We start from the raw sequence: 25,835 nt of genomic DNA, 5'->3' as shown, positions 1-25,835 counted from the left end.
CATGAGCACACTTGAACCTCCAGCCCGCGTCAAAAAACCGGGCGGTTTCGCGCTCTGGCTGGCGCGCATGCAGATGGCGCATGGCCGCAAGCTGGTCATCGCCATGCCCTATATCTGGCTGATCCTGCTGTTTCTGCTGCCGTTCCTGATCGTCTTTAAGATCAGCCTGGCGGAGATGGCGCGGGCTATCCCACCGTATACCGATCTGTGGGAGTGGGCCGACGGGCAGCTGACGCTGACCTTAAACCTCGGTAATTTCCTGCAACTGACCGACGATCCGCTCTATTTCGAAGCCTATTTGCAGTCGTTACAGGTTGCGGCTATTTCTACGATTTGCTGCTTGTTGATGGGCTACCCGCTGGCGTGGGCAGTGGCGCACAGCAAGCCGTCGACGCGAAATATTTTACTGCTGTTGGTCATTTTACCGTCGTGGACGTCGTTCCTGATCCGCGTGTACGCGTGGATGGGGATCCTGAAGAATAACGGCATACTGAATAACTTCCTGCTGTGGCTTGGGGTCATCGACCAGCCGCTGACGATCCTGCACACCAACCTTGCGGTGTATATCGGGATTGTCTATGCCTATCTGCCGTTTATGGTGCTGCCGATCTATACGGCGCTGACGCGAATCGATTACTCGCTGGTGGAAGCCTCGCTGGATCTCGGCGCACGCCCGTTGAAGACTTTCTTCAGCGTCATTGTGCCGCTCACCAAAGGCGGGATCATCGCCGGATCGATGCTGGTGTTTATCCCGGCGGTCGGGGAGTTTGTGATCCCGGAACTGCTCGGTGGCCCGGACAGCATCATGATTGGCCGCGTGCTGTGGCAGGAGTTCTTCAATAACCGCGACTGGCCGGTGGCCTCGGCGGTGGCGATCGTCATGTTACTGCTGCTGATCGTGCCGATCATGTGGTTCCACAAACATCAGCAGAAACAGATGGGAGACCACGGATGAACAACTTACCGGTAGTACGCTCCCCGTGGCGAATTGCGATCCTGATTATCGGCTTTACCTTCCTGTATGCGCCGATGCTGATGCTGGTGATCTACTCGTTCAACAGCTCTAAGCTGGTCACCGTCTGGGCGGGCTGGTCCACGCGCTGGTACAGCGAGCTGTTCCACGATGATGCGATGATGAGCGCGGTGGGGCTGAGCCTGACCATTGCGGCGCTGGCGGCGACGATGGCCTGCGTGCTGGGCACTATCGCCGCGCTGGTGATGGTGCGCTTTGGCCGTTTCCGCGGGGCGAATGGTTTCGCGTTTATGATCACCGCCCCGCTGGTCATGCCGGACGTCATCACCGGCCTGTCGCTACTGCTGCTGTTTGTCGCGCTGGCGCACGCCATCGGCTGGCCAGCGGATCGCGGGATGCTCACCATCTGGCTGGCACATGTCACCTTCTGTACGGCGTATGTGGCGGTGGTGATCTCCTCGCGGCTGCGCGAGCTGGATCGCTCCATTGAAGAGGCGGCGATGGATCTCGGCGCAACGCCGCTGAAGGTCTTTTTCATCATCACGCTGCCGATGATTATGCCGGCGGTGATCTCCGGCTGGCTGCTGGCGTTCACGCTCTCGCTCGACGATCTGGTTATCGCCAGCTTTGTGTCGGGGCCAGGCGCGACGACGCTGCCGATGCTGGTCTTCTCCAGCGTGCGGATGGGGGTGAATCCGGAGATCAACGCCCTGGCGTCCATCATCCTTGGCGTGGTCGGAATTGTCGGATTTATCGCCTGGTATTTGATGGCGCGCGCGGAAAAACAGCGTGTGCGCGATATCCAGCGTGCAAGACGCGGCTGAAGGAATTACTATTTCCAGTGATGTGCCGCGTATGACGCGGCACTGTTTTTCAGGGAAGTAAAAACATTGGGATTCTTACAAAAAACACGTCATTCGCACGCTCGTCCGAACGTCCCTGCACTGGTGCAGGTGGCGGCGCTCGCCATTATTATGATCCGCTGCCTGGATGTGCTGATGATAATGAACACGCTGGGTCCGCGCGGAATGGGGGAATTTATTCACCGCAGCGCGCAGACGTGGAATCTGACGCTGGTGTTTCTCAGCAGCCTGATGCTGGTGTTTATTGAGATCTACTGTGCGTTCTCGCTGGTGAAAGGACGTAACTGGGCGCGCTGGGTGTATCTGCTTACGCAGATCACCGCCGCAGGCTACCTGTGGGCCGCCTCGCTGGGCTATGGCTATCCGGAGCTGTTCAGCATACCCGGTGAGTCGCGACGCGAGATTTTCCATTCACTGGTGATGCAAAAACTGCCGGATATGCTGGTGCTCTGCCTGCTTTATCTCCCGGCTTCCAGTCGGCGGTTCTTCCGCCTGCAATAATGTGTATAATCGCAGCCCTCGTGTTTCTTAAGGTTTTCATATGCAGTGCGCACTCTATGACGCCGGACGCTGCCGCTCCTGTCAGTGGATAGAACAGCCGGTCTCTCAACAACTCACCGCCAAAATGGCCGACCTGCAACAGCTGCTGACAGCACATGCGGTGGGCGAGTGGTGCGCACCCGTCAGTGGCCCGGAACAGGGCTTTCGCAATAAAGCCAAAATGGTGGTCAGCGGCAGCGTTGAAAAGCCGCTGCTGGGGATGCTGCACCGCGACGGCACCCCGGAAGATTTAACCGACTGCCCGCTGTATCCCGCCTCGTTTGAGCCGGTGTTTAGCGCGCTGAAACCGTTTATCGCCCGGGCGGGGTTAACGCCCTATAACGTTGCCCGCAGGCGCGGCGAGCTGAAATACCTTTTGCTGACCGAAAGCCAGATCGACGGCGGGATGATGCTGCGCTTTGTGCTGCGTTCGGAAAACAAGCTGGAGCAGCTGCGCGCGGCGCTTCCGGGGTTGCAGGAACAGCTTCCGCAGCTCAAGGTTATCACCGCGAATATTCAGCCGGTGCATATGGCGATCATGGAAGGGGAGAAAGAGATTTTCTTCACCGAACAGCATGCGCTGGCGGAGAGCTTTAACTGCGTGCCGCTGTGGATCCGTCCGCAAAGCTTCTTTCAGACTAACCCCACCGTCGCCAGCGCGCTGTATGCCACCGCGCGCGACTGGGTGCGTGCGTTACAGGTTCATCACATGTGGGATCTGTTCTGCGGCGTCGGCGGCTTTGGTCTGCACTGTGCCACGCCAGACATGCAGCTCACCGGAATTGAGATCTCCGCCGAAGCGATTGCCTGCGCGAAGCAGTCCGCCGCAGAGCTGGGGCTGACGAATCTGCACTTCCAGGCGCTAGACTCGACCCGGTTCGCCACCGGACAGGGCAACGTGCCGGAGCTGGTGCTGGTGAACCCGCCGCGCCGGGGTATCGGCCAGGCGCTCTGCGACTACCTGAGCCAGATGGCGCCGGAGTACATTGTCTACTCCAGCTGTAACGCGCAGACCATGGCGAAGGATATCGCCAGCCTGCCGGGCTACCGCATTGCGCGCGTTCAGCTTTTCGATATGTTCCCCCATACCGCCCATTATGAAGTGTTGACGTTGTTAACCAAAGCGCAGGCCGGGTAAGGCGAAGCCGTCACCCGGCATAAACCCCGCACAATGTTCAACAAAATGTGAACTCTTCCCCCGCTCGAAATCAGGTAAGCTTACGTCATAACAAATGATTGAAGGCTTACCCATGAAGCAGATCCTGCTGGTAGAAGACGACCACGATATCGCGGCACTCCTGCGTCTTAATCTGGAAGATGAAGGCTACGCCATTACCCACGAGCCCGACGGGGGCAACGCCTTACAGCGTCTTGAAACACAGCCGTGGGACGCGGTGATCCTCGATCTGATGCTGCCGAATGTCGATGGTCTGGAGATTTGCCGCCGTATCCGCCAGATGACCTGCTACCTGCCCATTATCATCATTAGCGCCCGCAGCAGTGAAACTGACCGTATTACTGGCCTGGAAACAGGGGCGGATGATTATCTGGCAAAACCTTTCTCGGTGCAGGAGCTGATTGCCCGCATTAAGGCGCTGTTTCGCCGTCAGCAGGCGATGGGCCAGGCGCAGACGGACGGCATTATTCAGGCGCACGGACTGACTATCGATCCGCTGGCGCGCACCGTGCGCCTTAACGGTCAACACGTCGATCTCACCCCGCGCGAATTTGAACTGCTCTATTTCTTTGCCCGCCATCCCGGGGAGATTTTTTCGCGGCTGGCGCTACTGGAGCAGGTGTGGGGGTATCAGCACGAAGGCTACGAACACACCGTCAATACCCACATTAACCGCCTGCGCATCAAAATAGAGAAAGATGCCGCCGAGCCGGAGATCGTTCGCACCGTCTGGGGCAAAGGCTACAAATTTGCGGAGCAGAATCATGATGCGTCGCTTTAGCCTGAGCCAGCGCCTGACGCTGCTGTTTACGGCGTTACTGCTGCTCTGCGCCACCGTCGCCTGTGCGGTGCAGCTCTACAGTAGCATGCAGTACGGCAATGCGATGGTGCAGCGGCTCTCCGGCGGGCTGGCGCAGCAGATTGTGCAGCGGGAAGCGATTCTGGATGCGCAGGGCAGGGTGGATCGCAGCGCCTTAAAACCGCTGTTCGACCGGCTGATGACCTTTAATCCGAGCGTCGAGCTGTATGTTGTCTCGCCAGATGGCGATATCCTGGCCGATGCCGCCCCGCCGGGGCACATTCAGCGGCAAAAAATTGACCTTGCGCCGATACAGAATTTCCTCAGCGGGACGGTGATGCCGGTGTTTGGCGACGATCCCCGAAGCCATAATAAGAAAGTCTTCAGCGCCACCCCGCTGCGGCAGGACGGTGAGCTGAAGGGGTATCTGTACATTATTTTGCAGGGGGAGGAGTCCAACGCGCTGGCGGATATGGCCTGGCACAAAGCGCTCTGGAGTACGGCGCTGTGGTCGATGCTGCTGGTGGCGCTGTTTGGTCTGCTGGCGGGGTTGCTGCTCTGGTACTGGGTGACGCGCCCGGTTAAAGAGCTCACGCTGGACGTGGCCGGGCTGGAGCAGGACAGCATCAGCGCGATTAAGCAGCTGGCGGCCCAGCCGCTTGAGCCTGCCGGCCAGGATGAAGTGGCGATCCTGCGCAATACCTTTATCGAGCTGGCGCGCAAAATCACCTCTCAGTGGGATCGGCTGGCCGACAGCGACCGCCAGCGCCGGGAGTTTATCGCCAACATTTCGCACGACTTACGCACCCCGCTGACGTCGCTGCTGGGTTATCTGGAAACGCTGTCGCTGAAATCCGCAACGCTGTCGCCGCAGGAGCATCAGCAGTACCTCGCTACCGCGCTGCGTCAGGGGCAAAAGGTACGCCATCTGTCGCAGCAGCTGTTCGAGCTGGCGCGTCTTGAGCACGGCGGCATCAAGCCCCAGCGCGAGCGTTTTGCCATGGCTGAACTGATTTCCGACGTGGCGCAAAAGTTTGAACTCGCTGCCCGCACGCGTGAGTTAAATCTGCACATTGACGTCCCGGGTCCGCTGCCGCAGGTGTTGGCCGATGTTTCCATGATTGAACGGGTGGTGACGAATCTGCTGGATAATGCGATACGCCATACCCCAGCAGGTGGAGACATTCGTCTGGCGGTGTGGCAGGAGAACGACCGGTTACAGGTTGAAGTGGCCGACAGCGGAACGGGTGTTGATGCCGCATTACGGGACGATCTGTTCCAGCGTCCGTCAGCGTTAAATCCACAGGCCTCGCGGGAGCACCGGGGCGGGTTAGGGCTGTTAATCGTGAAAAGAATGCTGGAGCTGCACGGCGGGGGGATCAGGCTGATGGAGTCCGTGAGCGGGGCACGGTTCAGGTTCTTTGTGCCGCTTTAAGAAATTGCCGGGTGGCGGCTTCGCCTTACCCGGCCTACAGACCACCCCCGTAGGCCAGGTCACCCGGCAAAAAAGGTTATTGCGGGAACCACTGCTCGCTGATTTTCTGGTATGTGCCGTCAGCTTTGATCGCTTTCAGCGCGCCGTTCAGTTTCTCAAGCAGAGCCTTGTTATCCGGACGCACGGCAATACCGAGGCCAGTGCCGAAATACTGCGGATCGGTCACTTTCTCCGTCGCTGTACCCAGCTGCGGGTTGGTTTTCAGCCACTCATTCACGACCGCGGTGTCGCCAAATACGCCATCAATACGGCCATTTTTCAGGTCGATAATGGCGTTCTGGTAGCTGTCGTAGGCCACGGTTTTCACTTCAGGATGCTTGTCCTGGAGGTATTTCTGGTGCGTGGTGCCGTTCTCCATGCCGATGCGCTTGCCTTTCAGCTCGTCGAAAGATTTATAAGCCCCTTTCTTCGCAATCACCACCGCAGAGTTCGCGTAGTACGGGTCGGTGAACGCGACCTGCTTGCTGCGCTCTGGCGTGATGTCCATGCCGGAGATCACCGCGTCGTACTTTTTAAATTTCAGGGACGGGATCAGGCTGTCAAATGCGTGGTTAGTAAAGGTGCAGTCGGCCTGCATCTGCTTGCACAGCGCTTTCGCCAGGTCGATGTCGAAGCCGACGATCTGGTTGCTGGCATCCAGCGATTCAAACGGCGGATAGGTGGCAGAAACGCCGAAATTGATTTTATCGGCGGCGGATGCGCCAGCGGCGAAGGTTGCGAGGAATGCGGCCAGAACTAACTTTTTCATTGTAATGCTCCCGTCTGTCAATCTTGTCATTATGCGCCGTGTCTGCGGCATGGATGTACAATGCCACTCAATGAATTTATATGCAATAAATATGATTAAATATTATTTAATGCATAAAAAAATGCGGGTAACCCATCAGGTTACCCGCACTACGAAAACAGCTTTATGCATTAAGTCGATTAATTTCTGCGCTCAAACGCCAGCGCCTTACGCTCGATAAGACGCATCATCAGGGTCAGCAGACCGTTGACCACCAGATAGACCAGACCCGCCGCACCGAACACCATCACGTCGTAGGTGCGTCCGTACAGCAGCTGTCCGTGGCCCATCACTTCCATCAGGGTGATGGTGTAGGCCAGAGAGGTACTTTTGAACACCAGCACGACTTCGTTGGAATAGGAAGAGAGGGCGCGCTTAAAGGCATAAGGCAGCAGGATCGCCAGCGTATCCTTCTTGCTCATGCCCAGCGCCCCGCAGGACTGCCACTGGCCTTCCGGGATCGCGCGAATGGCACCGTAGAACAGCTGCGTGGTATAGGCCGCGCTGTTCAGGGAGAGGGCAATCAGGGCGCAGAGCCATGGCTCAGAGAGCAGATGCCAGATAACCGGATATTCCTGTAACGACGGGAACTGGCCCGGGCCGTAGTAAATCAGGAAGATCTGCACCAGCAGCGGCGTTCCGGTGAAGAGCGTAATGTAGCCACGTACAATCCACACCAGCACCGGCGTTTTCAGCGTCAGGACGATGGTGAAGATCAGCGCCAGGATCAGCGCCACGATGATAGACGCGACGGTCAGCGTCAGGCTGGTGTGCAGCCCTTTCATCAGTTCGGGTAAATAATCCAGCATCAGCCTGGTCTCCGTTCAAAACGCGTTGCGCGCAGATCAATACGCTTCAGAACGTACTGGCTCAGCAACGTGATCACCAGGTAGATAGCCGCCGCGACGATGTACCAGGTAAACGGCTCCTGCGTACGGGTGGCGATACTTTTTGTTTGCAACATCAAATCGTTCACGCTGATCAGGCTCACCAGCGCGGTATCTTTCAGCAGTACCAGCCACTGGTTACCCAGCCCTGGCAGGGCATGACGCCACATCTGCGGCATCACCAGGCGGAAGAAGATCGCCGCTTTCGACAGACCCAGCGCCTGGCCGGATTCCCATTGACCCTGCGGTACCGCTTTCAGCGCGCCGCGCAGCGTTTGTGACGCATAGGCCGAATAGAGCAGGGAGAGCGCAATCACGCCGCACAGGAACGGGCTGACGTCGAAGTTCTCAATCTGCATCTGCACCGGGATCTGCGCAAAGCCGAGATTAATCGTGAAGCCGTCCGACAGCGTTAACAGCAGCTGTGAGGAGCCGAAATAGATAAACAGGACCACCAGAATTTCCGGCAGTCCACGCAGCACAGTCACCAGCGCTGAACCGAGCCATGCGACAGGGCGCCACTTAACGGACTCCCACACCGCAAAGAACATCGCCAGTACGAGGCCGATAATCAGTGCACAAACGGCAAGGCCGACGGTCATCCCGGCGGCGCTTGCTAAAGGAAAAATTTCATTCATCAGGAATTACTTCTGGAACCATTTTTTGTAGATGGTTTCGTAGGTGCCGTCTTTCTTCACTTTTTCCAGCGCAGCGTTGAATTTCTGCTGCAACTCGGTATTGCCCTGACGTACGGCAATACCCAGACCTGTACCGAAGTAGTCTTTATCGGTCACCTTGTCACCCACGGCGGCCAGCTTGTCGTTCGCTTTCAGCCATTCAGTCACAACAGCCGTGTCCCCGAACACCGCATCGATACGACCGTTTTGCAGGTCCAGCTTCGCATTCTGGTAGCTGTCATACGGCACGGTGGTGATTTCCGGATGCTTATCCATGATGAATTTCTGGTGCGTGGTGCCGTTCTGCACGCCGACTTTCTTGCCTTTCAGCAGGTCAACGGAGGCGTATTTACCTTTCTGACCGATGAACAGGGCCGAGTTGTCATAGTAAGGGGTGGTGAACAGAACCTGCTTTTCACGCTCCGGAGTGATGTCCATTCCGGCCATTACGGCGTCGATACGGCGGAACTTCAGGCTTGGGATCAGGCTGTCGAACGCCTGGTTGCTGAAGGTACAGGTCGCGTCGATCTCTTTACACAGGGCGTTTGCCAGGTCCACGTCGAAGCCAACAATCTTGTTGTTCGCATCAATGGATTCAAACGGAGGGTAGGACGCTTCAGTGGCGAAACGGATGGTCTGGGCTGCGGTAGCGGAAAGGCTGACGCTAGCAAGCAGCGCGGCAATCAATACTTTTTTCATTATAATTTCCCTAACACATCAGTGAGATAAATAGTTTTTGAAGGCATCGGTTTGCGGGTTAGTGAAGCAGCTCGCGTCACCCTGCTCAACGATATACCCGTTTTCCATATAGACCACGCGGCTGGCGGTTTTGCGCGCCACTTCCACCTCGTGGGTCACGATGACCTGGGTAATGTTGGTTTCCGCCAGCTCACGAATAATGCTCACGATCTGGGCGGTAATTTCCGGGTCCAGCGCCGCGGTTGGCTCGTCAAACAGCAGCACTGCCGGCTCCATCATCAGCGCACGGGCGATCGCCACACGCTGTTGCTGACCACCAGAGAGGTGTAAAGGATACCGGTCGCTGTACGGTTTCAGACGCAGACGTTCCAGCAGCTTTTCCGCACGCGCCATCGCCTGGTCTTTGCTTAAGCCAAGCACGCGGCACGGGGCTTCAATCAGGTTTTGCACCACCGTCAGATGCGGCCAGAGATTGTATTGCTGGAAAACCATGCCCACGTTTTGACGCAGTTCACGAATCGCTTTATCAGACGGGGTTTTCGCGAAGTCAAAATGGTTACCGGCGATGGCCAGCGTCCCCGAACGGGGCATTTCAAGCAGATTAAGAACTCGCAGAAGGGAGCTTTTTCCCGCGCCGCTTGGGCCGAGCAAAACCAGCGTTTCGCCCTCCGGGCAACTCAGCGTAATGTCGAACAGCGCCTGGTGTGCGCCGTAGAAGCAGTTAATGCCGTTTAGTTTAATACTCATCGGGGCAGTCTTTACTCATCCAGGCAATCTATAGCAATTGAGGCCGCAGATAGTACCGTTGACAGAATAGTTATGCAATATTTCTGCGTTAAAAGTTAAATATAACCCGTGTTTCCTCTTAAACATAGCACAAAATAGCGACGGGAAAGGGGGGCGAGTATAAATGTCGGCATTCCGCAGGAAATGCCGGACATTTTACGGGGTTAACGTTTATTTAACGGAGGCGTTAGCGGTTCTCAATCGACTGGCGAAGGGTGCCCGCCGGGGCATGAACGCTGCCGCCAATGTAGCGCACATCGTCTATTGCCCAGCACTGGCCTTCACGGATCATCAGAACCTCATCCTGCCATGTTTGCGTCCCCTGGGTGAGCTTCACGCGCAGGGGAATATTGCGTGCGTCGGTATTCGGTATGGTGGACGCGCTGGCAACGTCGGCGCTGTCCGGCAGCGTGGCGCGGCTGGAGAACGGATCGGATGACAGCAGGGCGTTGTGCTGCGGATCGCGCGAAGCGTCGGTGAGCAGTTTCGCCAGATTATCGCTCAGGTACGGGCGCAGGGCGGTCAGGTCATTACCGCGATGCTGAATACGGTAATCATAAAATTGTTGCGCCACGGCATCCGGGCCACCCTCAATACAAGGGCCGCTGCGGGTTCCGATATCCTTAAAGGCTGGCGTGACCGGCGTTGTGCAGGCGCTGAGCACCAGCGCGCATGGCACTAAAAGCGTTAAAGCAGAGTAGCGCATGTTGATTTCCTTATTTATTAACTATCCTTTCAATCATAGCGTAACGAACCGATAATGCTGTCGCTAACGCATTGAACGCTAAAGAAGGAGAGAAAGTATGCAATTTTCAACAACGCCAACCCTGGAAGGTCAACCGATTACCGAGTACTGCGGCGTGGTCACCGGTGAGGCGATTCTGGGCGCAAACATTTTCCGCGATTTCTTTGCCGGCATTCGGGATATCGTCGGGGGTCGTTCCGGCGCGTACGAGAAAGAGCTGCGTAAGGCGCGCGAGATTGCTTTTAAGGAGCTGGGCGAGCAGGCCAAAGCGCTGGGCGCGGATGCGGTGGTGGGCATTGATATCGACTACGAAACGGTCGGAAAAGATGCCAGCATGCTGATGGTGAGCGTAAGCGGTACGGCGGTGAAAACCCGTCGATGAAGCGTTCGCTCTCAACCCTCCTGCTGGCGATGTTGCTGGCAGGATGCGCCTCGGAAGAGGGCATTGTTGATAAAGGCGCGTACGAGCTGGATACGCGCCATCAGGCGCAGGCGGCCTACCCGCGTATAAAGGTGCTGGTTATTCACTACACCGCCGATGATTTCGACACCTCGCTTGCGACCCTGACCGATAAAAACGTCAGCTCTCACTATCTCATCCCCGCAAAGCCGCCAGCTCCGCAGGGCAAACCGCGTATCTGGCAGCTGGTCCCGGAGAGCGAACTGGCCTGGCATGCGGGCATCAGCTTCTGGCGTGGCACCAACCGCATAAATGATACCTCCGTCGGCATTGAGCTGGAAAACCGCGGCTGGCGGAAAACCGGTGACGTGAAAACCTTTACCCCCTTCGAACCGGGGCAAATTGCGGCGCTGATCCCGCTTGCCAGAGACATCATCGCCCGCTACGACATTAAACCGCAGAACGTGGTGGCACACTCGGATATCGCCCCGCAGCGTAAAGACGATCCTGGGCCACTGTTTCCTTGGCGCGAACTGGCGCAGCAGGGTATCGGAGCCTGGCCCGATCCGGGGCGCGTGAATTTTTATATCAACGGGCGACCGCATTATCAGCAGGTTGATACCGCAGCACTGCTCGATTTGCTGGCGCGCTACGGTTACGAGGTGCCAGAAAACAGTACGCCCGAACAGCAAAAACGCATCATCATGGTTTTCCAGATGCATTTCCGTCCGCAGTTATGGAGTGGCGTTGCAGATGTTGAAACCATGGCGATTGCTGAAGCACTTTTAGAGAAATACGGACAGGGGTAAACCTTCGGATTACCCCCGAATGAGTATATTTTAGCAAGTTTCTATCAGATTAATCTTAAGTACAAACTCATTTCATTTTTAGTTAATTGACTTAAAATTATCCGGATTTAAGATGGACATATAGCACGCTAAGTAATTTGGCGAATAAAAAATCTTCACACTTTTATTTTTATTCTTGACGTTTTCATCAGGAAAAATATTTATGGCTCGGTATGAATGCCGTTGCCATGCTTTTTAAAAATCACATCTTAAATCGGGTATAACCATGTTAAGCATCTATGGAAAAAAATTACGTCCGCAACATGAAATGGAAAAGATCATTTCTGCAACCTCAGGCGTTGAAGAAAGAACATTAAAAAAATGGCAGAAAATTTCCACTTCTGATTCCGGCTATATTCATATTATCGTCAGCGGTGAAGTCGAATTTCGACGTGAATCTGACGAACTGTGCATGTTCACCGTCACCGGGCAATGCATTTTCGGCCTGTCGTCAATGTATTACAGCGCCACCCATATGTACGGCCTTGTTCGGACGAATACGGTTGTTCGCTCGATCAAGAAAGAGGTCTTCGCCCAGCTGATGACCGAAAAAAATCTGTGGCCAGAACTGACCAAAGTCCTTTCCTGGTACATCTGCATGCTGAGCAAACGTGATGATGTTCTGGTTGCCCGCAGTGCGTATTCCGTTGTCCGCGAATTTTTATATGAGATTAACGACCTGATTGTTCAACAACAGCGTGATATTAACGTTTATGATTACATTCAGGAATACACTAACCTGGCACGTAGCACTATTATTAAAATCCTCTCCGATCTGAAAAAGGGTCAATATATTGTGGTGGAAAAAGGTCGACTGCTTAACCTTACCGCACTGCCTGAAAAATATTAATACCTGCTCCCGCCGTCTCCTTTTTCACTGAAAGGAGAACGGCTATTTCCACTGTTTTTTACACTGGCTTGTGAATTATCCTGCGTTTCGTCAACCGGCGGCGCGGGAATTTTTCCTTGAGAATAATCCTGCTCCTGCTCTTTTAGCGCCTGCTTAAATAATTCTGTTAATGATGACTCTTCACTGCCCGTGCTGGCGGGAGCGTTATCGTGCTCATGCGCTTCGGTCCCGGGTAAGGTATCCCGCGAGGCGTCGTGTGGCACCGCGCCGTCGGGCGCCTGCTGCCAGTCGCCATCATCACTGTTGATCGGCAGATCCTGCATCGATGGAACATCAACTGGCACTGGCGCAGCTTTAGGCTGCGGATGCGGGAACGGTTTACTCACGTACACGTAATGCATATCCGAAAGCTGCGTTTCCGGTTTCGCAACGCTGGCGTTGACCGGTTCAGGCGCCGGGTGGTGCAGGTTCCAGTAGACGTGCATATACAGGCCGACAACCAGCATGACGCAAAGCCCGACCAGCCATAACGCTGTTTTGCCGAATACGTTTTTCAGGCTGGGGAGACGGTACGAAAACCAGACCGCTTCCCCGGTTGTATAGCTGCGCTGGGCCGCAAGACAGATGGTCGACATTAGGCTTTCTTCTCCTGCATTTTCGCGTCCGGGGTGGTGCGGGTGGTCTGAATCAGTACGCCCGGCGTGCTGTTGGTCACGCGCATCAGCTGCATCAGCGTATCTTCACCGGGGATACCATCCACGTGCAGATGCATTTTTTGCTGGAACTCGCGGGTGCGTTTCATCATCTCTGTGGTCCAGATCCGGGCATGCGTTTCGGGCTGGCTCAGCGCCAGGCTTAATTGCTGATCCAGCCAGGCCATATCTTTGCTGTCGCTGGCCGCACCGATCGCGTCTTTACCTTCCGGTGTCAGGCGGTGCAGCTGGGTAAAGTTGCCGGTCGCGTGCCGGTTAAACCAGCTGCGGCTCACCTGCCAGGTCCGGTTATTCATTAACAGGTCAATGGACGTGTCCCCGACCCTGGCGACCACCGCATAGTTAAGATGGCCGCTGGTTTTCAGTTCACTGACCCACGGATACCCTTCCTGCGCCAGCGTCTCCGGCGACGCGTTCCCCTGTTTACACATCAGGTTCACTTTGGCGGCGTTCTGGCACAGCGCATCTTCGGCCGAGGCGTCATACCCCCACATGAGATACAGCTGATGCATCGCATCCGGCTGATTAACTATTTCGTTGTCGATAACCGGCACTACGGGCGCTTCGACTTTTAGCGATTGCTGTTTCCAGCTGACGGGCACCGGCAGCTGGATCGGCAGGCGTGCGCCGATCGATGAGGTCAAATACCAGCCGCAGGCGGCAAACAGCACGGACGCAAACAGCCCCACGGTCGCCAGGCGCTTACCGTGTTTTTGGGCGGGCAGGATCTCTCCCGCCGCCAGACGTAAATGACGTGGGCTGACCTGGGCCGCGCGTTCCGTCCAGGCGGCGAGCATTGACAGGTGCGCCAGCGCATTCAGTTTGCTGATGTTGCCTTTGGTCAGCGTGTGCATTTTGCGCACGCGGGCAGGCGGCAACGGCGAGTTTTCGCAGCCGTGTTCTTCGCACTGGGCCTGAACATAGCTCAGGTATTCGCGGCAGGTCAGGGGGCGCAGGGCATGATGCGTATGCGTATATTCGCGCAGTTCAGGTTGCTTTAGCAGGATCTCCTGATCCGCAGTGCCCGTCAGTACCACGGCGAGCCGGAAGTTCAGCTCCTGGGCGCGCGTAAGCAGCGTTCCCAGGACCTCACGGCAGCTCTCCTTCATGGCTTCGGAATGGGCGATCGTCACTACTCTGGATTTCGCTTTCCCCTCCTGCCACTGGCGCAGGACGGCATCCACCGCCTGCATGCGATCTTTAATCGCTTTCGTTCCCGGGTTGAGTTTGTACAGCAGGCTACTGGCACTCAGTTTGGGAAACGCGTTGATGGCAAGAACGGTATTGTTGCTGGCTTTAAGCGCGTCGATGAACTGACCCAGAAGCGGAGCGTCGTCGCAAAAAAGCCCGATAATTCCCGCCAGCTGGGTTTTCTCTTTCAGCAGGTTGAACACGTCCTGATGATAAGGCACCAGAAAATCACCGGATAAACGAGTGATTGTCCTGAATGGCGGATTGTTAAAATTAAAGTGGCTCTGATACATAACGACTTACCGTCTCTGATTAGGAATAGCAACAGCAGCAGAAAGTAAGGTAATGCCCCTGAGCGATCAATTTGCAGACAGAGTAAAAATATCCAGCCGGCTGCGCCTAACATCTGGAATTTATACGGTCAATATTTTTCTTTATGAAAGTTGGTGGCGAAGTCAGTGGTCGCGTTTGCAGCAGTTTATTACTATTTTTCTCCATATTGGCGCAGTATGACGCTGCTTATTTTTGCTTTGCTATAGGCCGGATAAAAAATGAGGTTCTCATTTCTGTCACGGTGGATAACGCCTTGTATTATGTTTTTGCTGCTCATTTTTTGCGGCCAGCAAGGCTATCTCACCTTTAAAGATTATAAAAAAGTTACGAATAAGTTTGCTAATTCTGACCTACAGCCGCTGAAAAAACCGCGCGAAGACAAACCCTTCACGCTTTTTACGGCTGCCGTCCGTCAGGAGAACTTATCGGCTGCGGCAAAATCCCCGCTGGCGGCGGAGATTGAAGGCATTGTGCGCAGTGATGACGCCTGGCTCTCCTTCGCTGTCATCAAAACCCCGGGCGGCCAGCGAAGCTACCGCGAGGGTGAACCGCTCGCCGGGTTTAACGACGCATTTATTCAGGAAATAAACAAAGATAATGTGGTGGTTAATTATGAAGGTGCTACGCAGGTACTGGCGTTAAATAAACCGGACTATTTTAAGGGGGGCGTGGAGAGCGGCCCGGTTACAAAAACGACGAAAGATGCTGGCGCAGAGAGTGTGCATCTTGATGATTATCTGGTGTTAAAACCCATCATTGAAAAAGGCCGGCTGGAAGGCTACTGGATAAACCCAAGGAAAGCCTCCGCCTTTTACAGTCAGTCAGGTCTGGAAAAAGGCGATGTGGCGATTCAGGTTAACTCTGTCGATATGACCGATGAAGCAAAAGCGAAAAGCATTATTGCCAACTGGTCGAAAATGAAAGAAGCGGAGGTCATCGTACGACGTCACGCTCACCTTGAAAATATTCGGGTTAATGTTCTAAACAATTAATAAGTGTGCAGACATGAAAAAATTTCCCTGGGCGTGCGTGGCGCTGACCGCATTGTCGTTATATTCCAGTTCGCTGCTTGCAGCTAACTTTAGCGCAAGTTTTAAAAATACTGATATTCGCGAGTTTATCGATACGGTAGGTCGCAATCTCAACAAAACTATTCTGGTCGATCCGTCCGTCCAGGGAACCGTCTCGGTCAGAACCTACAACGTGCTGACGGAGGATGAGTATTACCAGTTCTTCCTGAGCGTGCTGGATCTCTACGGCCTGTCGGTGATCCCGATGGACAACGGAATGGTCAAAGTGGTGCGCTCAAGCGTAGCGCGTACCGCCGGTGCGCCGCTGGCAGACAGCAAAAACCCGGGCAAAGGTGACGAGATTATCACCCGCGTGGTGCGCATGGAAAACGTACCCGTTCGCGAGCTGGCCCCGCTGCTGCGTCAGCTCAACGATGCCACCGGCATCGGGAATGTGGTCCACTTTGAGCCGTCCAACGTCCTGCTGTTAACCGGTAAAGCCTCGGTGGTGAACCGCCTGGTGGATCTGGTTCAGCGCGTCGATAAAGACGGTATTCAGCGCCGCGAAATCATCCCGCTGCGCTTTGCCTCTGCCAAAGAGCTTTCGGATATGTTGAACAACCTCAACAACGAAGAGCAGAAAGGGCAGAACGCGCCGCAGCTGGCGGCCAAGGTGGTGGCCGATGACGAAACCAATAGCCTGGTGATCAGCGGCTCGGAAGATGCGCGCGCGCGTACCCGTTCCCTTATCCATCAGCTGGATCGCGAGCAGAATAACGAGGGGAACACCCGCGTCTTCTACCTCAAATATGCCAGCGCCACCAAAGTGGTACCGGTGCTGACGGGGATTGGCGAGCAGCTGAAAGACAAGCCGGGCGCGGCCAAAGCGAAAACCGCGAGCGCCTCAACCGACCTGAACATTACCGCCGACGAGTCGACCAACTCCCTGGTGATCACCGCGCAGCCTAACGTGATGAACTCCCTGGAGAAGGTGATCGACAAGCTGGATATTCGCCGTCCGCAGGTGCTGGTGGAAGCGATCATTGCCGAAGTGCAGGACGGCAACGGCCTGGATCTTGGCGTGCAGTGGACCAGCAAGCACGGCGGCGTGCAGTTTGGCGCTACCGGCCTGCCAATCAGCCAGATTAAAAATGGCACCATGAAAGGGGCGAGCTTCACGGGCCTTGCGACCGGCTTCTTTAACGGTGATTTCGGTGCGCTGGTGACCGCGCTCTCCACCGACGGTAAAAACGACATCCTCTCCACGCCAAGCGTGGTCACGCTGGATAATAAAGAAGCGTCGTTCAACGTCGGTCAGGATGTGCCGGTGCTTTCCGGTTCGCAAACCACCAGCGGCGACAACGTCTTTAACTCGGTTGAGCGTAAAACCGTGGGGACCAAGCTGAAGATTGTGCCGCAAATCAACGATGGCGACATGATCCACCTGAAGATTGAGCAGGAAGTATCCAGCGTCGACAACAGCGCAACGGAAGATTCCAGCCTCGGCCCAACCTTCAACACGCGCACGATCAATAACGAAGTGATGGTCCACAGTGGCCAGACGGTGGTGCTCGGCGGCCTGATGGAAAATGTGACCAAACAGTCGGTCTCCAAAGTGCCGCTGCTCGGCGATATCCCGCTGGTCGGGCAGCTGTTCCGCTACACCTCGCAGGATACTTCCAAACGCAACCTGATGGTGTTTATTCATACCACCGTCCTGCGTGACGACGACAACTACAGCGCAGCCTCGAAAGAGAAATATGATCAGATCCGGGTGCGCCAGATGCAGCGCGTGGAAGAGAAAAAGCTCGGTATCGTTGAGCCGAGCGACAACGCCGTACTGCCAGCGTTTCCTGCCGCCAGCACTGCACCCGTGAAAACCCACGCGGCACGCAATCCGTTTAAAGAGTAAGGCGGGGGGAAACGTGGACGAACTGACTAAAACCCTGTGTAGCAGCAACTACGCAAAAGAAAACGGCGTTCTGCTTTACAACAATGACGTCTATATCCGTGAGGACACCCCGGCGTTAGCGCTGCTGGAGGTGCGCCGGGTGCTGGGATGCGCGTTTGTCCCGGTTACCCTGGCGCCGGAAGCGTTTGACGAGATGCTGGCCAAAATCTGGCAGCAGAGCAGCGGCGTGTCGCAGCAGCTGGTGGACGATATGGACGCGGATATCGATCTGATGGCGTTAACCGAGGAGATCCCGGATAACGAAGATCTGCTCGATAACGACGAAAACTCGCCGGTGATCCGCCTGATCAACGCCATTCTCGGCGAGGCGGTGAAGGACGGCGCGTCGGATATTCATATCGAAACCTTCGAGCGCACCCTGAGCATACGCTTTCGCGTTGACGGCATGCTGCGCCCGGTGCTGCAACCGGCGCGTAAGCTCGCCCCGCTGCTGGTGTCGCGTATCAAGGTGATGTCGAAACTCGACATCGCCGAGAAACGCCTCCCGCAGGATGGCCGTATCTCCCTGCGCATCGGTCGCAAGGCCATCGACGTGCGCGTCTCGACCATTCCGTCCCAGTACGGCGAGCGCGTGGTGATGCGCCTGCTCGATAAAAGCAATCTCAAGCCCGACATCAACAAGCTGGGGCTGATTGATGAAGAGCTGGAGAAGCTGAAAGGGCTGATCGACCGCCCGCACGGGATCATCCTCGTTACCGGCCCGACGGGTTCCGGTAAAAGTACCACGCTGTACGCCATTCTTTCGGCGCTGAACGGCCACGAACGCAACATTCTGACCGTGGAAGACCCGATTGAGTACGAGCTGGAAGGGGTGGGGCAGACGCAGGTTAACCCGCGCGTGGACATGACCTTTGCCCGCGGGCTGCGCGCCATTCTGCGTCAGGACCCGGACGTGGTGATGATCGGGGAAATTCGCGACGGTGAGACCGCCCAGATTGCGGTGCAGGCGTCGCTGACCGGTCACCTGGTGATGTCGACGCTGCACACCAACAGTGCCGCAGGGGCGATAACCCGTCTGCGGGATATGGGGCTGGAGTCCTTCTTAATCGGTTCATCGCTGCTCGGTGTCATTGCCCAGCGTCTGGTGCGTCGGCTGTGTACGCACTGCCGGACCACCAGTCCGCTGGACGCCAATGAAAAAGCGCTGTTCAGCTTTATGGCCGCGCCGCCAGACGCGATTTACCGCGCGGTGGGGTGCGAACACTGCCGTCAGAGCGGCTATCAGGGCCGCGCCGGTATCCATGAATTCCTGGTGGTGGACAGCGCCATGCGCCGCGCCATCCATGAAGATAAGGACGAAATGTCCCTCGAAACGCAGCTCTTTAAGCAGGCCTACAGCCTGCGTGAAAACGGGCTGCTGAAGGTGATCGGCGGCGTGACGTCTCTGGAAGAGGTCATGCGCGTCACCGCCGAACGTGGGGGGGATGCGTAATGGCTTTCTACGCCTGGACGGCGACGGATGCCGCGGGGAAAACCCAGCGCGGGACGTTACAGGCCGAGGGGCAGAAGCAGGTTCGCCAGTGGCTTCGCGAGCAAAAGCTGATGCCCGTCAGCATCACCGAAACCCGCGAAACGGCGGCTGGCGGGAAAGCGAAAACCGGGGTGAAGCTCTCTACTCCGGTGCTGTCGATGTTTACCCGTCAGCTTTCGACGCTGGTCAACGCCGCGCTGCCGCTGGAGAGCGCGCTGAAAGCGATCTCGAAGCAGACGGAAGACAAAAAGCTGGCGGCGATGGTGGTGGAGATCCGCGAGAAGGTGGTGGAAGGCCACACCCTGTTCGATGCCTTCAGCCAGTTTCCGCGCACCTTCGACAAGCTTTACTGCACGCTGGTGATGGCCGGGGAGAAAACCGGTCACCTGGGCGACGTGCTGGAAAAGCTGGCGGAGTACAACGAGCAGCGCCAGAAGATGAAAAGCAAGCTGACGCAGGCAATGGTCTACCCGATAACCCTCACCGTGGTCGCCATCGCGGTCATCAGCATCCTGCTGGTGGCGGTGGTGCCGCAGGTGATCGAGCAGTTTACCCACATGAAGCAGCAGCTGCCGATCACCACCCGGACGCTGATTGCGGTCAGTGATTTCCTGCAAGCCTGGGGCATTTATATTGTGGGCATTCTGGGGGGCGGCTTTATCGGCTTCAAAACCTGGCTGAGGAATGCCAAAAACCGTTTTCGCTGGCACAGCTGGCTGGTGAACGGCTCGCCGATTAAAAAGCTGGTCTGCGTCATCAACAGCGCCCGCTATATCCGTACCCTGAGCATTTTGCAGGCCAGTAGCGTGCCGCTGCTGGAGGGAATGTATATCGCGATGGACGGTATTGAAAACCGCTATGCCCGGCAGGTGCTGGAGCAGGCCGCCGACACCGTGCGCCAGGGGGCGTCGCTGTATGCGGCGCTGGAACAGGCGAAATTATTCCCGCCCACCATGCTGTATATGATTGCCTCCGGTGAAGAGAGCGGGGAATTAGGTAATTTAATGGATCGCGCGGCGGAAAATCAGGAATCGGCCTTACAACATCGAATTACATTAACGCTGTCGGTCTTTGAACCGGCGCTGGTGGTATCCATGGCGACGATTGTTTTATTCATCGTGCTGTCAATATTACAACCGCTTCTGCAACTTAATAATATGGTAGGTTAAATCATGGCTTTAAAACGTAAAAACCTGGCTCGCCAGGCGGGCTTTACATTGCTCGAATTAATGGTGGTCATTGTTATTCTCGGCGTACTGGCGAGTATGGTGGTGCCAAATTTAATGGGCAATAAGGAAAAAGCCGATACGCAAAAAGCAACCAGCGATATTGTCGCGCTCGAAGGCTCGCTGGATATGTACAAGCTGGATAACCACCGCTACCCGACCACAGAGCAGGGTTTGCAGGCGCTGGTGACCAAACCTGAAATCGCGCCAATCCCGAACGGCTACCGCACGGACGGCTATATCCGTCGCCTGCCGCAGGACCCCTGGGGCAATGATTATCTTCTGGTGAGCCCGGGTGAACACAGCGCGGTGGACGTCTTCTCAGCCGGTCCGGACGGCGAAGCCAATACCGCCGATGACATTACCAACTGGTCTCTGGATAAGAAAGAGAAATAATGAAAAATCAACGCGGCTTTACGTTGCTGGAAATTATTCTGGCGCTGGTGATATTTGCCAGCTGCGCCATGATGGTGGTGTCCACCATTCCTTCGCGCAGCGGCGCGGATATATTTGGCCAGCAATTAAAAGCGCTCGTTGATTATGGTTCAGACCGTGCGGTGATGGACGGAAATATTGTCGGGCTGGTGATCGCCACCGATAAATATCAGCTGGTGACGATCGCCGATAAAAAAGGCGAGCGTCACTGGATGCCATTATCTGCCGGACGCATTAACACCAAAGGTGATTTTCCGGAAGAGATGCATGTGTCGCTTTCGCCGCAGCGTCTGGCCGCGACGGTGACGTCCGAGCCGCAGGTGATCTTTTTACCGGACGGTGAAATCAGCCGCTTTACGCTGACGCTGCAAAGTTACGACAAACAGCACCATTTCCGCGTGGTGTCGCACGGTGCGGCGCCGGTATCGGTAGAAAACGATGGCTAACGGCAACAAAAAGCAAAAGGGGATGACGCTGCTGGAGGTGATGGTCGCTCTGGTGATTTTCTCCACCGCCGCGCTGGCACTGATGAACTCGGTCTCCCTGAACGTGCGTTTTACCCATGGCCTGGCCAATACCTTGCAGGCCAGTTGGGTGGCGGAAAATCAGCTGGCGGAAGCACAGCTCACCCGAACCGACTTCCCGGATGCTGAACAGCAGGGGACGGAAATCATGGGCGGGCGCAGCTGGAACTGGCGTAAGCAGCGGGTGAAAACCGCCGACAACGTCTGGGCGAATACCCTACGCGTATATGCGGAAAGCGATGAGAGCCAGCCGGTTATCTCCCTGCGCATCATTCCGCCGGGAGAGAGCAAGTGAAGAAAACGCGACGCCAGCGCGGATTTACCCTGCTGGAGATCATGATTGCGCTGACTATCTTCGCGGTGATCAGCACCCTGGCCTGGCAAATTCTGGACGGCGCGATGCGTACCAGCTCGGCCACCGATGCCAGCGCCGCAAAGCTCAACCAGCTTCAGCGCGCCTGGAGTCTGATGGAGCGTGATTTTTTCCAGCTTCAGGCGCGCGCCCCGCGTAATGAGCCGGAGCTGTTTCGTCAGGAGGGCGATGCTCTTGAACTGACCACCCTGAATGGCGTGAGCGGAACGGTCCAGCTGGAGCGCGTGCGCTGGCGGCTGGAAGAGGGGCGTTTGCATCGCGATGTCTGGCCGGTCATTGACGTTCCGGCGGACGTTAAGCCTGACGAGGTGCCGATTGTCAGCGGCGTAAAATCATTGCAGTGGCGGTTTTATCGTCAGGGCTGGCTGACAGCCTGGCACGACGCCGCCCATCTGCCGGACGGCGTGGAGATTACGTTGACGATGGAAAACGGGGATAACTGGCGCTGGGTGTTCACTACACCGGGTGATATGCCGGAGGTGGCCGCTGCCGCAGCGCCAGAGAAAGCCGCCGACGCGCCTGCGCCGACCCCGGACGCAGCCCCTGCGCCAGCGCCTTCGCCGGAGACCAGACCATGAAACGGATCCGTCAACAACAGGGCGTCGCCCTGCTGGTGGTGCTGATTTTGCTGGTGATGATGTCGGCGCTGGCCGCCAAAATCAGCCAGCAGTTCTGCCGTAATTTGCAGAAAACGCATTATCAGGTAAGCCAGCAGCAGCTGCGCTGGGCGATGCAGACCCAGGAAAAAGTGGTGAAGGACCGGTTACAGACCGACGCCAGCGGCGAGAGCAAGCCGCTGGCCCTGGACGGCGACTGGCATCAGCCGCTGGAGACGCAGGGTGAGGACTATACGGTCGTGAGCCAGGTGGAAGATGCGCAGGACTGCTTTAACGTCAATAACCTGTTGACCGCCGACATCGCACCCCAGGGGCAAAGCGCTCCCGCGGTGGCGGAAACACCGCGTAAGGCGCGGATTGTTGAACAACTTCTGACGGAAAGCGGCCTCAGCCCGGGCACGGCGGAGGCGGTCTATTTCCAGCTGGTGGATTATCTCGATGGTGACAGCACCACGGCGAAGGAGGGGGCCGAAAGCGATGCGTGGGCTGGCGTCGTGCCCGCGCGGCAACCGGCAAATCAGATGATGCGCAGCATCGCGGAAATCAAACTGCTGCCGGCGTTCCCTGTTACGGCGTATCCGAAGGTGAGCAAGCTGTTATGCGCGCTGCCGGACGCTGCCAGCAAGGTCGATGTCAACACCCTGCAACCGGAACAGGCCGCCGTGCTGGCTGCCATGTTCCCCGGAAAACTGACGCGGGATGACGCCGTTCGCCTGTTGGATGCGCGTCCGGAATCGGGCTGGGAAAATATGGAAGCGTTCAGCAAAGCGCTGGAGCAGGCCTTCCCGCAGTTAAAAGACGATCTCCCGCAGGTGACGGATCAATTTTCTATAAACAGCCGGTACTTCCGCGTGAATTACACCGGCAATACCGATGAATTAACGCTTCGCGTGGTCAGCCAGCTTCAGGTGAATAACGAAGCCGGTGAGATCGTGACGTGGCAGCGTCGTTACCGAATGATTGAATAAGAAAAGTAGAACGTTATGAAACAGGTACTTTTTGTTCGTCCCGACAGCCGCGAGGGCGGGAAAATAATGTGGTGTGAGTCCGGCAGCGAGCGCGTCGAGGTGGCCGACAGCCTGGAGATGCTGGCCGAACACCCCCTGGCTACGCGCGTTTGTCTCCTGTTGCCCGCCAGCGACATGATTTTCCGCCATTTTACGCTGCCGAAAAAGGTGGCTTCTCAGGCGATGGCCTTCTCGTGGATGGCGGAAGAGACGCTGATTGGCGACGTGGACAACCTCCACTGGACGGTACTCCACAAAAAAGGCGCCGACGTCGACGCCGTGGCCATTGACGCCGACCGCCTGCGCGCGGCATTAACCCGCTGTCAGGAGGCCGGATTAAACGTGATTCAGGCCCTGCCTGATGCTTGGCTGCTGCCCGTGACGACAGGGGGCAGCACGCTGGTCGCACAGGATGATAGCTACTGGCTGCGTTTATCGCCCCATGTGGCGGGTGAAATGGAGGCAACCCTGTTGCCGCTGTTAATGCAGAAAGCCGGGGTCGGGGAAGTATGGTGTTACGGCGATGCGCCTGCGAAGGTGCACGTTGACGTGCAGCATGCCTGGCAGCATCCGCTGGCACTGATTCAGCCGCAGTGGCAAACCTGCCGCGTTAACCTGCTTCACGGTGAATTCAGCCTTAAGGCCGGTAATGGGCGGGCGGCGAAAAGTATGAAAGCCGCGATGGTGGCGGCAGGCGTGCTGTCTGTTGCTCTGCTGCTGGGGCCACGCATTGCAATGGCCTGGATGCTTGTGCAGCAGGAAAATCGGGTGCAGGAGGAGATCGTCCAGGTTTATCAGCACCATTTCCCCAGCATGCGCCAGCAGACCAATATCAAATATCACTTTGGCCAAAGCCTGAAAAAACAGAGCAAGGGATTCTTTCTTCAGCTTGATGAGCTGGAGAACGCCCGGCAGTCAGTTCCTGCGATGGAGATCGATCTGCTGGAGTACGATGCGCAGCAAAACACCCTGACGCTGAGCGTCAGCGCGCAAAACCAGCCCGCGTTGCAGGCGTTTGTTAACCAGACCAGTGAGAATTTTGATTTTACCTTACAGCCTGTTTCAACAACCGAACCGTATACCGCCATGATCGCAGGGAAACATAAATGAAAGAGCGAATCGCGCAGCTGAAGTCACGCTATCAGAATTACAGCACCCGGGAAAAAATTATTTTAAAAATATGTGCCGTTGCTATTGTGGGGGCAGCGGTGTATTACACAGGAGTGATCCCCCTGGATAATATGATTCAAAATAGTAAATCGACGCTTAAAAGACAAAAAGAGACCCTTAACTGGATGCGCAGTGAAATTGATAAAAATCATCTTCAGGTCCAGATAGTCAAAACGAATAATCCGCGTACGGTGGTCGAGAATAGCGCCCATGAAATTAACCTTTCACTGACGGATATGCGCCAGGAGGGGCAAACTTTATCGTTCGTGGTGAATCGGGTGAATGTTTATGAATTAAAAAGCTGGCTGCGCGAAATTAATCAGACCACCGGCGTGAGACTGCAAAAAATAAACCTCACGCCGGTGGACCACCTCAGCGACGTGAAAGCGCAGGTGCAGCTCACCTGGTCAAGAAACGCATGAATACCTTTTCGCTGATGCGGGACGCCTGCCCGGTAGGGTTCCCGATAATGAGTGCGATCCTGGGCGGCATTGTGGGCAGTTTTCTTGGCGTTGTCGCCGAGCGCGTACCGGGGATGGTGATGGATGAGGAGGGGAGTGGCAATCTGCTCTTTCCGGCCTCGCACTGTCCGGTGTGCCAGCACGCGCTTGCCGCGTGGGAAAACATCCCGCTGCTCAGCTGGCTGTTATTACGGGGGCGCTGCCACCAGTGCGGCAGCGCGATCCCGCTGCGACTCTTTCTGGTCGAACTGATCTCCGCCTTGTTTTTTGGCATCACGGCCTGGTGCATGCCGGACGTTCAGGCGCTGTTCTCTTTGTGGTTACTGGCGGCTTTTTTACTGCCGCTGGCCATGATCGACTGGCAGCACCAGCTGCTTCCGGACTGCCTGACCCAGCCGCTGCTGTGGGCGGGGTTAGTGCTCCATGCGTTTGACCACACGTTGCCGCTACGCGATGCGCTGTTCGGCGCAGTGGCGGGCTATCTGTCGCTCTGGCTGCTCTACTGGGCTTTTCGTCTGATCACGGGACGAGAAGGTCTGGGTTACGGGGATTTTAAGCTACTGGCGGCGCTGGGCGCCTGGTGCGGCTGGCAGGCGTTGCCCTCCATTGAACTGGCGGCAGCGTTAAGCGGTATTGTCGGTTATTTCGCCGTAAATAATTCAAATAAAAATAACCTCACTATTTCTTTTGGTCCTTATCTCGCCTTTGCTGGAATAGGGGTGTTTATGAGTCAGCAATTTGCTTTCACATTTTAAATATACAGGTCAAGATTTTTTATGAGTTTTTTCGATGGTAGAAGAGAAGGA

Annotated in this window: 29 protein-coding genes; 21 read left to right on the top strand and 8 right to left on the bottom strand. The window is 56.2% G+C overall.

The genetic code is table 11. The features are described 5' to 3' along the window. Window position 1: 1 nt before the first annotated feature. From potH to ACOTYH_RS03145, 6 genes are all read left to right on the top strand, one after another. Complete coding sequence (gene potH, locus ACOTYH_RS03170) at window positions 2-955, top strand: putrescine ABC transporter permease PotH (protein WP_017693731.1); 954 nt, start codon at window positions 2-4, stop codon at window positions 953-955. Further along, window positions 952-1,797 (top strand): putrescine ABC transporter permease PotI, encoded by an 846-nt coding sequence (gene potI, locus ACOTYH_RS03165; protein WP_003858378.1) that lies wholly within the window; start codon window positions 952-954, stop codon window positions 1,795-1,797. Before potH ends, potI begins: the two co-directional genes overlap by 4 nt. Window positions 1,798-1,839: 42 nt before the next feature. Continuing rightward, window positions 1,840-2,337 (top strand): YbjO family protein, encoded by a 498-nt coding sequence (locus ACOTYH_RS03160; protein WP_085929694.1) that lies wholly within the window; start codon window positions 1,840-1,842, stop codon window positions 2,335-2,337. 40 nt (window positions 2,338-2,377) lie between these two features. Then, window positions 2,378-3,514, top strand: coding sequence for a 23S rRNA (uracil(747)-C(5))-methyltransferase RlmC (gene rlmC / locus ACOTYH_RS03155; protein WP_048973296.1), 1,137 nt, complete (start codon window positions 2,378-2,380; stop codon window positions 3,512-3,514). Between the two features lie 112 nt (window positions 3,515-3,626). Next, window positions 3,627-4,334, top strand: a complete 708-nt coding sequence (locus ACOTYH_RS03150) for a response regulator transcription factor (RefSeq protein ID WP_421637553.1) — start codon at window positions 3,627-3,629, stop codon at window positions 4,332-4,334. Next, on the top strand, window positions 4,318-5,787 hold the full coding sequence (locus ACOTYH_RS03145; RefSeq protein ID WP_032653088.1) for a sensor histidine kinase: 1,470 nt from the start codon (window positions 4,318-4,320) through the stop codon (window positions 5,785-5,787). Before ACOTYH_RS03150 ends, ACOTYH_RS03145 begins: the two co-directional genes overlap by 17 nt. Window positions 5,788-5,863: 76 nt before the next feature. Here ACOTYH_RS03145 and artJ read toward each other — a convergent pair whose 3' ends face one another. From artJ to ACOTYH_RS03115, 6 genes are all read right to left on the bottom strand, one after another. After that, complete coding sequence (gene artJ, locus ACOTYH_RS03140) at window positions 5,864-6,595, bottom strand: arginine ABC transporter substrate-binding protein ArtJ (RefSeq protein ID WP_063933206.1); 732 nt, start codon at window positions 6,593-6,595, stop codon at window positions 5,864-5,866. A 179-nt stretch (window positions 6,596-6,774) separates the two neighbouring features. Further along, a complete protein-coding gene (gene artM / locus ACOTYH_RS03135; RefSeq protein ID WP_003858369.1) occupies window positions 6,775-7,443 on the bottom strand; it encodes an arginine ABC transporter permease ArtM in 669 nt (222 codons plus the stop codon). Then, the gene (gene artQ / locus ACOTYH_RS03130) at window positions 7,443-8,159 is read right to left on the bottom strand and encodes an arginine ABC transporter permease ArtQ (protein ID WP_003858367.1); all 717 of its coding nucleotides are present in this window, start codon (window positions 8,157-8,159) and stop codon (window positions 7,443-7,445) included. Before artQ ends, artM begins: the two co-directional genes overlap by 1 nt. A 6-nt stretch (window positions 8,160-8,165) precedes the next feature. Beyond that, on the bottom strand, window positions 8,166-8,897 hold the full coding sequence (gene artI / locus ACOTYH_RS03125) for an arginine ABC transporter substrate-binding protein ArtI (RefSeq protein ID WP_006174322.1): 732 nt from the start codon (window positions 8,895-8,897) through the stop codon (window positions 8,166-8,168). Between the two features lie 18 nt (window positions 8,898-8,915). After that, window positions 8,916-9,644, bottom strand: a complete 729-nt coding sequence (artP, locus tag ACOTYH_RS03120; protein WP_006809439.1) for an arginine ABC transporter ATP-binding protein ArtP — start codon at window positions 9,642-9,644, stop codon at window positions 8,916-8,918. 226 nt (window positions 9,645-9,870) lie between these two features. Beyond that, on the bottom strand, window positions 9,871-10,389 hold the full coding sequence (locus tag ACOTYH_RS03115; protein WP_015571007.1) for a lipoprotein: 519 nt from the start codon (window positions 10,387-10,389) through the stop codon (window positions 9,871-9,873). Between the two features lie 97 nt (window positions 10,390-10,486). Here ACOTYH_RS03115 and ACOTYH_RS03110 point away from each other — a divergent pair, with 97 nt between their 5' ends. The 3 genes from ACOTYH_RS03110 to ACOTYH_RS03100 all read left to right on the top strand — a co-directional run bounded on the left by ACOTYH_RS03110 (window position 10,487) and on the right by ACOTYH_RS03100 (window position 12,526). Beyond that, window positions 10,487-10,810, top strand: a complete 324-nt coding sequence (locus ACOTYH_RS03110) for a heavy metal-binding domain-containing protein (RefSeq protein ID WP_006174327.1) — start codon at window positions 10,487-10,489, stop codon at window positions 10,808-10,810. Next, window positions 10,807-11,637, top strand: coding sequence for an N-acetylmuramoyl-L-alanine amidase (locus tag ACOTYH_RS03105; protein ID WP_015571006.1), 831 nt, complete (start codon window positions 10,807-10,809; stop codon window positions 11,635-11,637). The genes ACOTYH_RS03110 and ACOTYH_RS03105 overlap by 4 nt, the downstream gene beginning before the upstream one ends. A gap of 265 nt (window positions 11,638-11,902) precedes the next feature. Next, window positions 11,903-12,526, top strand: coding sequence for a helix-turn-helix domain-containing protein (locus ACOTYH_RS03100; RefSeq protein ID WP_023303371.1), 624 nt, complete (start codon window positions 11,903-11,905; stop codon window positions 12,524-12,526). On the opposite strand, the gene ACOTYH_RS03095 is transcribed toward ACOTYH_RS03100, so the two are convergent. Both ACOTYH_RS03095 and ACOTYH_RS03090 read right to left on the bottom strand, forming a co-directional pair. Beyond that, entirely contained in the window at window positions 12,523-13,161 is a 639-nt protein-coding gene (locus ACOTYH_RS03095; protein WP_032653093.1) for a hypothetical protein, read from the bottom strand. The genes ACOTYH_RS03100 and ACOTYH_RS03095 overlap by 4 nt on opposite strands. Next, the gene (locus ACOTYH_RS03090) at window positions 13,161-14,723 is read right to left on the bottom strand and encodes an ExeA family protein (RefSeq protein ID WP_045341369.1); all 1,563 of its coding nucleotides are present in this window, start codon (window positions 14,721-14,723) and stop codon (window positions 13,161-13,163) included. The genes ACOTYH_RS03095 and ACOTYH_RS03090 overlap by 1 nt, the downstream gene beginning before the upstream one ends. A 300-nt stretch (window positions 14,724-15,023) precedes the next feature. Here ACOTYH_RS03090 and gspC point away from each other — a divergent pair, with 300 nt between their 5' ends. From gspC to ACOTYH_RS03030, 12 genes are read left to right on the top strand one after another with little or no spacing between them, the layout of a single operon-like run. Beyond that, the gene (gspC, locus tag ACOTYH_RS03085) at window positions 15,024-15,755 is read left to right on the top strand and encodes a type II secretion system protein GspC (protein ID WP_414105583.1); all 732 of its coding nucleotides are present in this window, start codon (window positions 15,024-15,026) and stop codon (window positions 15,753-15,755) included. A 13-nt stretch (window positions 15,756-15,768) separates the two neighbouring features. Next, window positions 15,769-17,685: a type II secretion system secretin GspD gene (gene gspD / locus ACOTYH_RS03080; RefSeq protein ID WP_045341365.1), complete on the top strand. Its 1,917-nt coding sequence runs from the start codon at window positions 15,769-15,771 to the stop codon at window positions 17,683-17,685. A gap of 13 nt (window positions 17,686-17,698) precedes the next feature. After that, a complete protein-coding gene (gene gspE, locus ACOTYH_RS03075) occupies window positions 17,699-19,177 on the top strand; it encodes a type II secretion system ATPase GspE (RefSeq protein ID WP_045906658.1) in 1,479 nt (492 codons plus the stop codon). Then, window positions 19,177-20,385, top strand: coding sequence for a type II secretion system inner membrane protein GspF (gene gspF, locus ACOTYH_RS03070; RefSeq protein ID WP_033486326.1), 1,209 nt, complete (start codon window positions 19,177-19,179; stop codon window positions 20,383-20,385). The genes gspE and gspF overlap by 1 nt, the downstream gene beginning before the upstream one ends. 3 nt (window positions 20,386-20,388) lie before the next feature. Continuing rightward, window positions 20,389-20,838 (top strand): type II secretion system major pseudopilin GspG, encoded by a 450-nt coding sequence (gspG, locus tag ACOTYH_RS03065; RefSeq protein ID WP_421637552.1) that lies wholly within the window; start codon window positions 20,389-20,391, stop codon window positions 20,836-20,838. Then, window positions 20,838-21,323: a type II secretion system minor pseudopilin GspH gene (gspH, locus tag ACOTYH_RS03060; RefSeq protein WP_023303377.1), complete on the top strand. Its 486-nt coding sequence runs from the start codon at window positions 20,838-20,840 to the stop codon at window positions 21,321-21,323. The genes gspG and gspH overlap by 1 nt, the downstream gene beginning before the upstream one ends. Next, window positions 21,316-21,696 carry a type II secretion system minor pseudopilin GspI gene (gene gspI, locus ACOTYH_RS03055; RefSeq protein WP_062938115.1) on the top strand — a complete coding sequence of 127 codons (381 nt, stop codon included), beginning with the start codon at window positions 21,316-21,318 and terminating at the stop codon, window positions 21,694-21,696. Before gspH ends, gspI begins: the two co-directional genes overlap by 8 nt. Next, window positions 21,693-22,352, top strand: a complete 660-nt coding sequence (gene gspJ, locus ACOTYH_RS03050; RefSeq protein ID WP_062938114.1) for a type II secretion system minor pseudopilin GspJ — start codon at window positions 21,693-21,695, stop codon at window positions 22,350-22,352. The genes gspI and gspJ overlap by 4 nt, the downstream gene beginning before the upstream one ends. After that, window positions 22,349-23,359, top strand: a complete 1,011-nt coding sequence (gspK, locus tag ACOTYH_RS03045) for a type II secretion system minor pseudopilin GspK (protein WP_421637551.1) — start codon at window positions 22,349-22,351, stop codon at window positions 23,357-23,359. The genes gspJ and gspK overlap by 4 nt, the downstream gene beginning before the upstream one ends. A 15-nt stretch (window positions 23,360-23,374) precedes the next feature. Continuing rightward, complete coding sequence (gene gspL / locus ACOTYH_RS03040; RefSeq protein ID WP_421637550.1) at window positions 23,375-24,508, top strand: type II secretion system protein GspL; 1,134 nt, start codon at window positions 23,375-23,377, stop codon at window positions 24,506-24,508. After that, window positions 24,505-24,990 (top strand): type II secretion system protein GspM, encoded by a 486-nt coding sequence (gene gspM / locus ACOTYH_RS03035; RefSeq protein WP_045341351.1) that lies wholly within the window; start codon window positions 24,505-24,507, stop codon window positions 24,988-24,990. The genes gspL and gspM overlap by 4 nt, the downstream gene beginning before the upstream one ends. After that, a complete protein-coding gene (locus ACOTYH_RS03030; protein ID WP_047063423.1) occupies window positions 24,987-25,784 on the top strand; it encodes a prepilin peptidase in 798 nt (265 codons plus the stop codon). Before gspM ends, ACOTYH_RS03030 begins: the two co-directional genes overlap by 4 nt. Window positions 25,785-25,835 lie beyond the last annotated feature (51 nt).

The organism is Enterobacter cloacae complex sp. SHL001 (genome assembly GCF_049236825.1).
Classification (GTDB): domain Bacteria; phylum Pseudomonadota; class Gammaproteobacteria; order Enterobacterales; family Enterobacteriaceae; genus Enterobacter; species Enterobacter hormaechei_C.
This window is presented reverse-complemented; position numbering and strand designations above follow the sequence as displayed.